General features: G+C 67.8%; 9 protein-coding genes and 1 pseudogene. All 10 read right to left on the reverse strand.

The features are described 5' to 3' along the window. Positions 1–59: 59 nt before the first annotated feature. Positions 60–3,947, reverse strand: coding sequence for a DNA-directed RNA polymerase subunit beta' (locus AB0B76_RS14605; RefSeq protein WP_360374670.1), 3,888 nt, complete (start codon positions 3,945–3,947; stop codon positions 60–62). A gap of 86 nt (positions 3,948–4,033) precedes the next feature. Then, positions 4,034–7,459 carry a DNA-directed RNA polymerase subunit beta gene (locus tag AB0B76_RS14610; RefSeq protein ID WP_360374672.1) on the reverse strand — a complete coding sequence of 1,142 codons (3,426 nt, stop codon included), beginning with the start codon at positions 7,457–7,459 and terminating at the stop codon, positions 4,034–4,036. A 527-nt stretch (positions 7,460–7,986) separates the two neighbouring features. Further along, the gene (gene rplL / locus AB0B76_RS14615; RefSeq protein WP_360374674.1) at positions 7,987–8,370 is read right to left on the reverse strand and encodes a 50S ribosomal protein L7/L12; all 384 of its coding nucleotides are present in this window, start codon (positions 8,368–8,370) and stop codon (positions 7,987–7,989) included. A 46-nt stretch (positions 8,371–8,416) separates the two neighbouring features. After that, on the reverse strand, positions 8,417–8,965 hold the full coding sequence (rplJ, locus tag AB0B76_RS14620) for a 50S ribosomal protein L10 (protein WP_360374676.1): 549 nt from the start codon (positions 8,963–8,965) through the stop codon (positions 8,417–8,419). A gap of 238 nt (positions 8,966–9,203) precedes the next feature. Beyond that, positions 9,204–9,893, reverse strand: coding sequence for a hypothetical protein (locus AB0B76_RS14625; RefSeq protein ID WP_360374678.1), 690 nt, complete (start codon positions 9,891–9,893; stop codon positions 9,204–9,206). Between the two features lie 29 nt (positions 9,894–9,922). Continuing rightward, positions 9,923–10,651, reverse strand: coding sequence for an ATP-binding cassette domain-containing protein (locus tag AB0B76_RS14630; RefSeq protein WP_360374680.1), 729 nt, complete (start codon positions 10,649–10,651; stop codon positions 9,923–9,925). A gap of 61 nt (positions 10,652–10,712) precedes the next feature. Then, entirely contained in the window at positions 10,713–11,444 is a 732-nt protein-coding gene (gene rplA, locus AB0B76_RS14635; RefSeq protein ID WP_360374682.1) for a 50S ribosomal protein L1, read from the reverse strand. A gap of 67 nt (positions 11,445–11,511) precedes the next feature. After that, entirely contained in the window at positions 11,512–11,943 is a 432-nt protein-coding gene (gene rplK, locus AB0B76_RS14640) for a 50S ribosomal protein L11 (RefSeq protein WP_360374899.1), read from the reverse strand. Between the two features lie 103 nt (positions 11,944–12,046). Next, positions 12,047–12,643 (reverse strand): annotated as a pseudogene (gene nusG / locus AB0B76_RS14645) (transcription termination/antitermination protein NusG); the annotation flags it as partial. Between the two features lie 301 nt (positions 12,644–12,944). Further along, positions 12,945–13,433 (reverse strand): preprotein translocase subunit SecE, encoded by a 489-nt coding sequence (gene secE, locus AB0B76_RS14650; RefSeq protein WP_360374684.1) that lies wholly within the window; start codon positions 13,431–13,433, stop codon positions 12,945–12,947. Positions 13,434–13,567 lie beyond the last annotated feature (134 nt).

Consider the following 13,567-nt stretch of genomic DNA (forward strand, 5'->3'; position numbering starts at 1 on the left):
TCCGGTGAACGACGAAGGGGCGGAGACCCCTGAGAGTCCCCGCCCCTTGGCCGGTTCGACTAGCGGAAGGAGCCCAGGTCGAAGTCGTCCAGCGGGACGGCCTGGCCGCTCGCGGGCCCGAAGCCGTAGTCGGCCTCCGGGTAGCCCGTCATCGAGTAGACCTTCGCCTTCGCCTCCTCGGTCGGCTCGACCCGGATGCTGCGGTACTTGCTGATGCCAGTACCCGCCGGGATGAGCTTGCCGATGATGACGTTCTCCTTCAGACCGATCAGCGAGTCGCTGCGCGCGTGGATCGCGGCGTCGGTCAGCACCCGGGTCGTCTCCTGGAACGAGGCCGCGGACAGCCACGACTCCGTCGCCAGCGACGCCTTGGTGATACCCATGAGCACCGGACGACCAGCGGCCGGCTCACCGCCCTCGGCGACGACGCGGCGGTTCTCCGCCTCGAACATCGCGCGGTCGACGAGCACGCCCGGCAGGAACTCGGTCGAGCCGGAGTCGATGACCGTCACCCGCTTGAGCATCTGCCGGATGATGATCTCGATGTGCTTGTCGTGGATGAGCACGCCCTGCGAGCGGTACACCTCCTGGACCTCGGACGTGAGGTGCACCTGCACCGCCCGGGGACCCATGATGCGCAGCAGCTCGTGCGGGTCGATCGTGCCCTCGGTGAGCTTCTCACCGACCTCGACGTGCTCGCCGTCCTGGATCCGCAGCTTGACGCGGCGGCTGAGCTTGTCGTGGACGATCTCCTCGCTGCCGTCGTCCGGCACGATGATGATCTTCCGCATCCGCTCGCCGTCCTCGATGCGCACACGGCCGGGGGTGTCGGCGATGGGCGCCTTACCCTTCGGCACGCGGGCCTCGAAGATCTCCGTGACACGCGGCAGACCCTGGGTGATGTCCTCACCCGCGACGCCACCGGTGTGGAAGGTACGCATCGTCAGCTGCGTGCCGGGCTCACCGATCGACTGGGCGGCGATGATGCCGACCGCCTCGCCGACGTCGACCGTCTTGCCCGTGGGCAGCGACCGGCCGTAGCAGGCGCCGCAGACGCCCAGCTTGGACTCGCAGGTGAGCACGCTGCGGACCCGGACGTTCTCGGTACCCGCGGCGATCAGCTGGTCGACCACGATCGAGTTGATGTCCGTGCCCCGCTCGGCGACCATCTGGCCGTCCTTGTTGCGGACGTCGTCGGCGAGGGTGCGCGCGTGCACACCGGTCTCCGCGTGCTGGTGGATGCGCAGCACGTCGTCGGCCAGCTCGCCGACCGCCATCGGGATGGCGCGGTCGGTGCCGCAGTCCTCCTCGCGGATGATGACGTCCTGCGAGACATCGACCAGACGACGGGTCAGGTAACCCGAGTCGGCGGTCCGCAGCGCGGTGTCGGCCAGACCCTTGCGGGCACCGTGGGTGGAGATGAAGTACTCCAGCACGGACAGACCCTCCCGGTAGCTGGCCTTGATCGGCCGCGGGATGATCTCGCCCTTCGGGTTGGCCACCAGACCACGGATCGCGGCGATCTGGCGGAGCTGGAGGAGGTTACCGCGGGCACCCGAGTTGATCATCTTCCACAACGGGTTCTCGCGCGGCAGCGCGCTCTCCATCTCCTTGGCCACCTCGCCGGTCGCCTTGGTCCAGATCTCGATGAGCTCGCCGCGACGCTCCTCGGCGGTCATGAGACCACGCTGGTACTGCTTGTCGATCCGCTCGGCCTCCTTCTCGTAGCGCTCGAGGATCTCGCGCTTACGAGGCGGCTGGATGACGTCCTCCATGCCGATGGTGACGCCGGACCAGGTGGCCCAGTGGAAGCCGGCCAGCTTGAGCGCGTCGAGGGCCGCCGCGAGGGAGACCTTCGGGAAGCGCTCGGCGAGGTCGTTGACGATCGCCGACAGCTGACCCTTGCGGATCTCGTAGTTCACGAAGCGGTACCCCACGGGCAGCGCCTCGTTGAACAGCACGCGCCCGAGCGTGGTCTCGACCACGACCGGCTCGCCCGGCTGCCAGCCCTCCGGCGCCTCCCACGGCTCGGCACCAACGCCGTTGTCGACCCCGACGATCTCCCTGAGCCGGATCCGCACCGGCGCCTGCAGGTGCAGCTCGCCGTTGTCGAACGCCATCCGCGCCTCGGCGTCGGAGCTGAACGTGCGCCCCTCGCCGAGCAGGTTCTTCTGGATGTGCGACAGGTGGTACAGGCCGATGACCATGTCCTGGGTGGGCATGGTGACCGGCTTGCCGTCGGCCGGCTTGAGGATGTTGTTGCTGGACAGCATGAGGATGCGGGCCTCGGCCTGCGCCTCCGCGGACAGCGGCACGTGCACGGCCATCTGGTCGCCGTCGAAGTCGGCGTTGAAGGCGGTGCAGACGAGCGGGTGGATCTGGATCGCCTTGCCCTCGACCAGCTGGGGCTCGAAGGCCTGGATGCCCAGGCGGTGCAGGGTCGGCGCGCGGTTGAGCAGCACCGGGTGCTCCGCGATGACCTCCTCCAGCACGTCCCACACGACCGGGCGCTGACGCTCGACCATGCGCTTGGCCGACTTGATGTTCTGCGCGTGGTTGAGGTCGACCAGGCGCTTCATCACGAACGGCTTGAACAGCTCCAGCGCCATCTGCTTCGGCAGGCCGCACTGGTGCAGCTTGAGCTGCGGGCCGACGACGATGACCGAACGGCCGGAGTAGTCGACGCGCTTGCCGAGCAGGTTCTGCCGGAAGCGGCCCTGCTTGCCCTTGAGCATGTCGGACAGCGACTTCAGCGGCCGGTTGCCCGGGCCGGTGACGGGACGACCGCGGCGGCCGTTGTCGAACAGCGCGTCGACGGCCTCCTGCAGCATCCGCTTCTCGTTGTTGACGATGATCTCCGGGGCACCCAGGTCGATCAGGCGCTTGAGCCGGTTGTTGCGGTTGATGACGCGCCGGTACAGGTCGTTCAGGTCGCTGGTGGCGAAGCGGCCACCGTCGAGCTGCACCATCGGGCGCAGGTCCGGCGGGATGACCGGGACGCAGTCCAGCACCATGCCCAGCGGCGAGTTGGCCGTGTTGAGGAACGCGGCGACGACCTTGAGGCGCTTGAGCGCCCGGATCTTGCGCTGGCCCTTGCCGCTGCGGATGGTCTCGCGCAGCAGCTCGGCCTCGTCCTCGAGGTCGAGGTTCTCCAGCAGAGCCTTGATCGCCTCGGCGCCCATGGCGCCGTTGAAGTACTCACCGAACCGGTCGCGCAGCTCGCGGTAGAGCAGCTCGTCGGTGATGAGGTTCTTGCGCTCCAGCTTGCGGAACGTGTCCATGACCTCGTCGAGACGATCGATCTCGCGCTGCGCGCGGTCGCGGATCTGCCGCATCTCGCGCTCGCCGGCCTCCTTGACCTTGCGGCGCACGTCAGCCTTCGCACCCTCGGCCTCGAGTTCGGCCAGGTCCTGCTCCAGCTTGGCGGCCCGCTTCTCGATCTCGGAGTCGCGCGCGTTCTCCGCCTGCCGCTTCTCGGCCGACACCTCGTTCTCGAGGGTGGCCAGGTCGCGGTGGCGGGCCTCCTTGTCGACGCTGGTGATCACGTACGACGCGAAGTAGATGATCTTCTCGAGGTCCTTCGGCGCCAGGTCGAGCAGGTAGCCGAGGCGGCTGGGCACACCCTTGAAGTACCAGATATGCGTGACCGGCGCGGCGAGCTCGATGTGGCCCATGCGCTCGCGGCGGACCTTCGCCCGGGTCACCTCGACGCCGCAGCGCTCGCAGATGATGCCCTTGAAGCGGACCCGCTTGTACTTACCGCAGTAGCACTCCCAGTCCCGGGTCGGGCCGAAGATCTTCTCGCAGAAGAGCCCGTCCTTTTCCGGCTTCAGGGTGCGGTAGTTGATCGTTTCGGGCTTCTTGACCTCGCCGTGCGACCACTGCCGGATGTCGTCGGCCGTGGCCAGGCCGATGCGGAGCTCGTCGAAGTAGTTGACGTCGAGCACTTCGTCTATGTCCTCACGATTCAGTTGCTCGGGTAATTGCTAGGTCGGCGGTGATGCCCCTCCACGGGAGGGGCATCACCGGCGAATCAGACTTCCTCGACGCTGCTCGGCTCGCGCCGCGAGAGGTCGATGCCCAACTCCTCGGCCGCGCGGAACACCTCATCGTCCGTCTCACGCATCTCGAGGGCCACACCATCGCTGGAGAGCACCTCGACGTTCAGGCACAGCGACTGCAGCTCCTTGAGGAGCACCTTGAAGGACTCCGGGATACCCGGCTCCGGGATGTTCTCGCCCTTGACGATCGCCTCGTAGACCTTGACGCGTCCGAGGACGTCGTCGGACTTGATCGTCAGCAGCTCCTGCAGCGCGTAGGCCGCGCCGTAGGCCTGCATCGCCCAGCACTCCATCTCACCGAAGCGCTGGCCACCGAACTGCGCCTTACCACCCAGCGGCTGCTGCGTGATCATGGAGTAGGGGCCGGTGGAGCGAGCGTGGATCTTGTCGTCGACCAGGTGGTTGAGCTTGAGGATGTAGATGTAGCCAACCGCGATCGGGTCCGGCAGCGGCTCGCCGGAGCGGCCGTCGAACAGCCGCGCCTTGCCGCTGGCCCCGATGAGCTGGTTGCCGTCCCGGTTGGGCAGCGTGCTGCTCATCAGGCCGGCGATCTCTTCCTCCTTGGCACCGTCGAAGACCGGGGTCGCCACGTTGGTGTCCGGCTCGGACTCCCCCGCGTTGATGGCCTTCAGCGCCCGCTTCCACTCCGTGTCGTCGCCGTCGATCTTCCAGCCCGTCTTGGCGACCCACCCGAGGTGGGTCTCCAGCACCTGGCCGATGTTCATACGGCTGGGCACGCCGAGCGGGTTGAGCACGATGTCGACCGGGGTCCCGTCCTCGAGGAACGGCATGTCCTCGACGGGCAGGATCTTGGAGATGACACCCTTGTTGCCGTGGCGGCCGGCGAGCTTGTCGCCGTCCTGGATCTTCCGCTTCTGGGCCACGTAGACGCGCACCAGCTCGTTCACGCCCGGGGACAGCTCGTCGCCGTCCTCCCGGCTGAACGTGCGCACGCCGATGACCGTGCCGGTCTCGCCGTGCGGCACCTTGAGGCTGGTGTCGCGCACCTCGCGGGCCTTCTCGCCGAAGATCGCGCGCAGCAGCCGCTCCTCCGGGGTCAGCTCGGTCTCACCCTTGGGCGTGACCTTGCCGACGAGGATGTCGCCGGTGACGACCTCGGCACCGATCCGGATGATCCCCCGCTCGTCGAGATCGGCGAGCATTTCCTCGCTGACGTTCGGGATGTCGCGGGTGATCTCCTCCGGCCCCAGCTTGGTGTCGCGCGCGTCGACCTCGTGCTCCTCGATGTGGATCGAGGTGAGGACGTCGTTCTGCACCAGCTTCTGGGACAGGATGATCGCGTCTTCGTAGTTGTGGCCCTCCCAGGGCATGAACGCCACGAGCAGGTTTCGCCCGAGCGCCATCTCGCCCTCGTCGGTGCACGGACCGTCGGCGATGACCTGCCCCGCCTCGACCCGGTCGCCCTCGAAGATCACCGGCTTCTGGTTGACGCAGGAGCCGGAGTTGGAGCGGCGGAACTTGTGCAGCAGGTACGTCCGGCGGTGGCCGTCGTCCTGGTGGACCGTGACGTAGTCGGCGCACATGTCCTCGACGACCCCGCCGACCTCGGCCACGACCACGTCGCCGGCGTCGACGGCGGCACGGTACTCCATGCCGGTGCCGACCAGCGGCGACTCCGCCTTGACCAGCGGCACGGCCTGGCGCTGCATGTTCGCGCCCATCAGTGCCCGGTTGGCGTCGTCGTGCTCGAGGAACGGAATCATCGCGGTCGCGACCGAGGTCATCTGCCGCGGCGACACGTCCATGTAGTCGACCTGGTCGGCGGGGACGTTGTCGACCTCGCCGCCCTTCCGGCGGACCAGGATCCGGTCCTCGGCGAAGTTGCCGTCGCTCTTGAGCGGAGCGTTGGCCTGCGCCTTGACGAACCGGTCCTCCTCGTCCGCGGTCAGGTAGTCGATCTGGTCGGTCACCCGGCCGTCGACGACCTTGCGGTACGGCGTCTCGACGAAGCCGAACGGGTTGACCCGCGCGAACGTCGACAGCGCGCCGATGAGACCGATGTTCGGACCCTCAGGGGTCTCGATCGGGCACATGCGGCCGTAGTGCGACGGGTGCACGTCACGGACCTCGAAGCCGGCCCGCTCACGAGACAGACCACCCGGACCGAGCGCGCTCAGCCGGCGCCGGTGGGTCAGGCCCGCCAGCGGGTTGGTCTGGTCCATGAACTGCGACAGCTGCGAGGTGCCGAAGAACTCCTTGATCGCCGCCACGACGGGGCGGATGTTGATCAGGGTCTGCGGCGTGATCGCCTCGACGTCCTGGGTCGTCATGCGCTCGCGCACGACGCGCTCCATCCGGGACAGGCCCACGCGGACCTGGTTCTGGATGAGCTCGCCGACCGTGCGCAGGCGCCGGTTGCCGAAGTGGTCGATGTCGTCGGCCTCGTAGCCCTCTTCGCCCGTGTGCAGGCGGCAGAGGTACTCGACCGTGGCGACGATGTCCTCTTCGGTCAGGACGCCCTGGTGCATCGGCACGCCGACTTCGAGCTTCTTGTTGAACTTGTATCGGCCAACCTTGGCGACGTCGTACCGCTTCGGGTTGAAGAACAGGTTGTCGAGGAGGTTCTGCGCGTTCTCCCGCGTCGGCGGCTCACCCGGCCGCAGCTTGCGGTAGATGTCCAACAGCGCCTCGTCCTGGCCGGCGATGTGGTCCTTCTCGAGCGTCGTCATCATGAGCTCGGACCAGCCGAACTTCTCACGGATGCGCTCGGCGGACCAGCCGATGGCCTTGAGCAGGACGGAGACCGCCTGCCGGCGCTTGCGGTCGATGCGGACACCGACGGTGTCGCGCTTGTCGATGTCGAACTCGAGCCAGGCACCCCGGCTCGGGATGACCTTGACGCTGGTGAGGTCGCGGTCGGAGGTCTTGTCCGGCTGCTTGTCGAAGTACACGCCCGGGGAGCGGACAAGCTGGCTCACCACGACGCGCTCGGTGCCGTTGATGATGAAGGTGCCCTTGGGCGTCATCATCGGGAAGTCACCCATGAACACCGTCTGGCTCTTGATCTCGCCGGTGGTGTGGTTGGTGAACTCCGCGGTCACGAACAGCGGGGCGCAGTAGGTGAGGTCCTTCTCCTTGCACTCCTCGATCGGGGCCTTGACCTCGTCGAAGCGTGGCGCCGAGAACGACAGTGACATCGTGCCGGAGAAGTCCTCAATGGGACTGATCTCTTCGAGGATCTCCGCGAGCCCGGAACGGGCGTGCTGATCACCGGCCGAGCGGCTCTGCCAATTCTCGTTGCCAACCAGCCAGTCGAACGAGTCGGTTTGGATGGCAAGGAGGTTGGGAACCTCAAGGTGTTCGGTGATCCTGCCGAAGGAGACCCGGCGGGGAGCGTAAGCGCTCGAACTGGTCTTCGCAGGGCGGGAAGCTGCCAAGATGCGTCCTTCCGAGGACCGGTGTTGCAGACAGGCCGTTTCGCGTGCAGCCTGACGACCTCCGATGTGGAGGAGCCCACGAAGGGACACCTCACGCCGAAGGTGAAGTCAGAAGACAGCGCAAACTAGCAGTGTAGCCGAGAGGCTCACCGCTGTCCAGCGGCATCGTGCACGATGTTTCCAACGACCTTTTGCGAAGATCGTTTCTCCACCGGCCGAGCCGCTCGCGTCGGTTGTGGCCTGCGGTTTCCCTGTCGATGCGCGCTGAGCCGACCCAAGAAGGATCGGGGCACATCTAGTCGGTCCGCCCGGCCGCCGCGTCCGCGGAAGGCAGTGCCTGATTAGCGTGCCTGCCCGCCGGTCACCACGTCAAGGGTTCCGGCGCGCGTCGGGGCTTCGTGACAGATATCTCGCACCCCGACCACTAAGTGTTGTGGTCGACACCCTAGATCTTGGGGTCCTTACAAGTTGCTCACGAAAAGGGCGGCCGCCGGAGTCCGGCGGCCGCCCATGCCCTGGGGGCAAAGTTACTTGAGGGTAACCTTGGCGCCCTCGGCCTCGAGCTTCGCCTTGGCCTTGTCGGCGGCGTCCTTGTTGGCCTTCTCGAGGACGGCCTTCGGCGCGGCCTCGACGAGGTCCTTGGCCTCCTTCAGGCCCAGGCCGGTCAGCTCGCGCACGACCTTGATGACCTGGATCTTCTTGCCGCCGTCACCCTCGAGGATGACGTCGAACTCGGTCTGCTCCTCGACGGCCTCGGCCGGGGCGGCCGCAGCGCCGGCGGCGGCCACGGCGACCGGCGCGGCCGCGGTGACCTCGAAGACCTTCTCGAACTCCTTCACGAACTCGGAGAGCTCGATCAGGGTCATCTCCTTGAACGCCTCGAGGAGGTCGTCGGTGCTCAGCTTCGCCATGGTGGCGTTTCCTCTCGAAAAGTTTGAATATTCGGGGCGGGCCGCACTATTCGGCCGCGCCACCGGCTTCCTGCGCGCGCTTGTCGACCAGAGCCTGGGCGGTGCGGACCGCCTTGGACAGCGGAGCCTGGAACAGCGCCGCGGCCTTGCTCAGGTTGCCCTTCATGGCGCCGGCCAGCTTCGCCAGCAGCACCTCACGGGACTCCAGGTCGGCCAGGCGACGGACCTCGTCCGCGCTGATGGCCTTGCCCTCGAAGACGCCGCCCTTGATGACGAGCATCGGGTTGGCCTTCGCGAACTCGCGGAGGCTCTTGGCCGCCTCCACCGGGTCGCCGCCGACGAAGGCGAGCGCGGTAGGACCGGAGAACAAATCGTCGAGCCCGCTGATGCCTGCGTCCGTCGCGGCACGCTTCGCGAGCGTGTTCTTCGCGACGGCGTACGTGGTCTCGCGGCCCAGGTTGCGGCGCAGGGTCTTCAGCTGCGCCACGGTAAGGCCGCGGTACTCGGTCAGCACGGTGGCCGAAGCGCCCCGGAAGCTCTCGGTGAGCTCCGCGACAGCCGTGGCCTTGTCGTCTCGAACCGGCTTGTCCGCCATGTCCCTCCTCTCTTGCTTCGGTGCCGATCACGGCCCCGGGCAATGAAAAACGCCCCGGGCGCAGGGGCGCTCGGAGCGGAGGGCGGCACATGACTGCGCCGGCATTCACACCAGTTTCGCGTCCCTGCGCGGGTCGCCCGCATTGCGGCGGGGCCTTCGATGTCCGCTCACGCGGACATGACCAGCGGTCTTCGGGTTTTCGTGTAACACAGTACGTGACGACCTGCGCCGCGCCAAATCAGGCGCGATGCACCCGGATTCGGCCGTATGCGAGGACGGAGACGGCGCTCCAGGCGACCGCCCACAGGGTCGTGACGATCAACGCGGGGAAATGCGCCGCGCCGATCGTGTCGCGGGCCGTGGTCATCACCGGCGGGGCCAGCCAGGGCACCGGAAAGCTCTTGAGGCCGAAGACGATCGCGAACACGACGCCGGCGACCAGCACGGTCAGCCCGCGGGCGGCCTGGACGGTCACCGCGCGGCTGGCCAGGCCGCCGAGGGCCACGGCCGGCAGCAGGAGCAGCAGGTGCGCCCAGAGGCCCAGCGCGATGCCGGTCGACAGGGACGGGTCGCCCGCGCGCGGGGTGGTCACGCCGCCGACCACCCACGGCAGGATCATCGCGATGAGGACCAGGGGCAGCCCGGCCAGCACCGCCGCGACGAGCCCGGCCGAGATCTCCCGCCCGGCGCCGCCGACCGCGACCCGGCCGAGTCGGCGCTGCACGTCGGGCTCGACGTCGAGCAGGACCTTGGTCTGCCAGGCGAACACCGCGAAGAGGACGGCCGCGGAGACCCCGTAGGCCTCGCCGGCCTGGGCCTGGCCGCCGCCGTAGAGCACGGAGAGCACCACGAGCGCGGCCAGGAGCGGGGCGGCGGCCCGGCCGGTCTGCACGAAGCCGGTCAGCCGCATGCGGATGAGGGCGGTCATGCCACTTTCCTCGCTGCGCTCGGGACCGGTCATGACAGTGGCGCCTCGTCGCGTACCGTCAAAATGTCGAATCCGGCCGAACGCAGCCGCGAGACCGCGTCGCCCGCCTCCGCCGCGTCGACCGCCAGCTCGATCACCTTCTTGCGCCCCGGCCGCTCGCCGGCGAGCACCTCGCCGTCGCGGACGCGCCAGCGGCGCGCGCCCGGCAGCCGCGCGACCTCACCCAGGTGGTCGCTGACCAGCACCGACCCGCCGCGCCCGACGACCTCGGCGACGATCGCGGGCACCTGCTCCCGGGTCTGCGCGTCGAGGCCCTCCCAGGGCTCGTCGAGCACCAGCAGCCCGGGCGGCTGCAGCAGCGCCTGCACGAGGCCGACCTTCTGGGCCGAGCCCTTCGACAGCCGGTTGAGCCGGACGTCGAGGAAGTGTTCGAAGTGCAGCCGGCGCGCCCACCGCTCGATGTCCTCGGTGGCGTCCAGGCCGCGAATCGCCGCCATGTGCTTCAGAAGGGCCCGCGCCGTGAACGGCTGATCCGCCGGAAAGCGTTCGGGGACCCAGCCGACGACCGCCGGCCGCTCCGTCACCAGGCCCCGGCCCGGCCGCAGTACCCCCGCGGCGAGCTGCAGCAGCGTGGACTTGCCGGAGCCGTTCGGACCGGCCACGACCGCCGTCTCCCCCGGCTCGAGGGCCAGGTCGAGGCCGCGCAGCGTCCAGGGTGCACGGCGGCCATATCGAAACCACACGTCCCGGAAACGCACCGGGACAGCGTGCCATAGACACGCTGTCCCGGGTGTTCCCGCTTGGCTGGGAGTCTGCTGACTACTCCGCGCCGGGGGGGACGCTGTCGTCCTCGAGGAGGTTGCGCGTCTTACCCGGGTCGACCGGGATGCCCGGGCCCATGGTGGTGGTGAGGAAGATCTTCCGCAGGTACTTGCCCTTGGAGGCGGACGGCTTCGCCCGGTTGACCTCCTCCAACACGGCCGCGTAGTTCTCCACGAGCTGCTGCTCGCTGAAGCTGGCCTTGCCGATGATGAGGTGCAGGTTGGAGTGCTTGTCCACGCGGTAGGTGATCTTGCCACCCTTGATCTCGTTGACCGCCTTGGTGACGTCCATGGTCACCGTGCCCGTCTTCGGGTTCGGCATCAGGCCGCGCGGGCCCAGGATCCGCGCGATCCGGCCGATCTTGGCCATCTGGTCGGGCGTGGCGATCGCCGCGTCGAAGTCCAGCCAGCCTTCCTGAATCCGGGCCACCAGCTCGTCCGTGCCGACGGCGTCCGCGCCGGCGGCCTCGGCCTCGGCGGCCTTGGGGCCCTGCGCGAAGACGATGACGCGGGCGGTCTTGCCGGTGCCGTGCGGCAGGTTGACCGTGCCCCGGACCATCTGGTCGGCCTTGCGCGGGTCGACGCCCAGGCGCATGGCCACCTCGACGGTGGGGTCGAACTTCACGGTCGTCGTCTGCTTCGCCAGCTTGACGGCGGCCATCGGGCTGTAGAGCGCGTTGCGGTCGACGAGGTCGACGGCCTTGCGGTAGTTCTTGCCGTGCTGCGACATGTCGCTGATTTCTCCTGTGGTCTCAGTGCGGACGCCCGCAGGCGTCCTCCCACTCTTCGGCGGTGCTTCAGTCCTTGACGACGATGCCCATGGAGCGGGCAGTGCCGGCGATGATCCGCTCGGCCATCTCGATGTCGTTCGCGTTCAGGTCGGCCATCTTCTTCTCGGCGACCTCGCGCAGCTGGGCCTTGGTGATCGAGCCGACCTTGGTCGACTGCGGAACACCGGAGCCCTTCGGCACGCCGGCGGCCTTGAGCAGCAGACGGGCGGCCGGAGGCGTCTTGAGGATGAACGTGAACGTGCGGTCCTCGTAGACGCTGATCTGCGCCGGAATGATGTCACCGCGCATGGCTTCCGTCTGGGCGTTGTACGCCTTGACGAACTCCATGATGTTCACGCCGTGCTGACCGAGGGCGGGACCGACCGGCGGCGCCGGGGTGGCCTGGCCGCCCGGCAACTGAAGCGTGAAGGTCTTGACGAGCTTCTTCTTCGGAGGCATGGCTGCTTTCGTCTTCCTGGGCTGGAATTCGGTTCGTGCTGTTTCTACGCACGATTGAGCGCCCGGCAACTGAGGCCGGACGCTCAAGCGTACCGCAGGCTAATTAGATCTTCGTGACCTGGTTGAAGTTGAGCTCCACCGGGGTCTCGCGGCCGAAGATCGAGACGAGCACCTTGAGCTTCTGCTGGTCGGCGTTGATCTCACTGATCGTGGCCTGGAGCGAGGCGAAGGCGCCGTCGGTGACCGTGACCGAGTCGCCGACCTCGAAGTCGAGGACCTTGATCTCGGCCTTGCCGCCGGCCTTCTTGCCGCCCTCCTGCTGCACGACGGGGGCGAGCCACTTGAGCACCTCGTCGAGCGACAGCGGCGCCGGGCGGTCGGCCCGGTCGGTCGCGCCGACGAAGCCCGTGACGCCCGGCGTGTTGCGCACGCACGAGTACGACTCCGGGGTCAGCTCCATCCGGACGAGGATGTAGCCGGGGAAGACCTTGTTCTGCACCTGAGTGCGCTTGCCGTTCTTGATCTCGACCTCTTCACGAGTCGGGACCTCGACCTGGTAGATGAACTCTTCCATGTCGAGGCTCGTGATGCGGGTCTCGAGGTTCGTCTTGACCTTGTTCTCGTAGCCGGCGTAGGAGTGCACGACGTACCAGTCACCGGGCGCGAAGCGCAGTGCGGCACGCAGCTCGGCGACGGGGTCCTCGGCGTCGGTCGCCACCGTCGGGGTGGCGGCCGTCATCACCGTCGACGCTTCGTCGCGCTGCTCGTCGTCGTCGGTACCGGGCGTCTCGTCGAATTCCTGCACGCTGCTCACTTCCGTCTGTCTGATCTTCGGTCGCCGTCTGTGCTGGTGCCGCCCCTGTGGCGCCGGCGTCGCCGGCGCCCTCGGCCACCGACGCCGCCGTTGCTGGCCGGCGCCGGTTCCGTTTCCGGCCGGCGCCGCCGATGCCGTTTCCGGTCAGCGTCGCCGGTGCCGTTTCCGGCCGGCGTTGCCAGCGCCGTTACTGGTCGGCGTTGCCGTTGCCGAAGGACCAGAGCACGAGCTTGGCGAAGCCGAAGTCGAGGCCGCCGACGATGGCCAGCATGATGATCACGAACACCACCACGACGAGGGTGTAGGTGGTCAGCTCCTTGCGGGTCGGCCAGATAACTTTACGCAGCTCGGCGACGACCTCGCGGATGAAGTTGATGAGCCGCGCGAAGATGTTGTTCGAGCCGCCCTCTTTGACCTTGACCTTCTTGCCGTCCTTGGTCTTCAGGTCCTTGGACTTGGCGTCCTTGACCTTGTCCTTGGAACGACCGTTCTTGCTCGCGGTCTCGTCGTCGTCGAGGTCATCGTCCTCGTCGACCTCGTCATCGACGTCGTCCGCGGTGTCGAGGCCGTCCAGCTCGTCGGCGAACTCTTCCTCGATGGCGGCGTCCTCGGCGCTGAGCTCCTCTTCACGGCGATCGTCGGCGGGATTTGTCCCGCGTCGCCTGCGTTCGGCCACTTTCGCCCTCTTCCGTGATCTCGCGAGTGCTCGGTCCGTGTCGGCCGGCAGCAAGACCCCGGGCCTTTTGGACCCGTAGACCACCGGTTCGGTTCAAGTCGCGAGACACCGGCGAGAGCCGGTGGCACGCGGTC

The organism is Dactylosporangium sp. NPDC049140, assembly GCF_040648435.1.

What these genes read in the sequence shown, in the direction of transcription:
- rplJ (WP_360374676.1), bottom strand. Translation starts at nt 8,965, where the DNA reads ATGGCGGACAAGCCGGTTCGAGACGACAAGGCCACGGCTGTCGCGGAG.
- rplA (WP_360374682.1), bottom strand. Translation starts at nt 11,444, where the DNA reads ATGTCGCAGCACGGCAAGAACTACCGCAAGGCCGTCGACCTCGTCGAC.
- rplL (WP_360374674.1), bottom strand. Translation starts at nt 8,370, where the DNA reads ATGGCGAAGCTGAGCACCGACGACCTCCTCGAGGCGTTCAAGGAGATG.
- AB0B76_RS14625 (WP_360374678.1), bottom strand. Translation starts at nt 9,893, where the DNA reads ATGACCGCCCTCATCCGCATGCGGCTGACCGGCTTCGTGCAGACCGGC.
- rplK (WP_360374899.1), bottom strand. Translation starts at nt 11,943, where the DNA reads ATGCCTCCGAAGAAGAAGCTCGTCAAGACCTTCACGCTTCAGTTGCCG.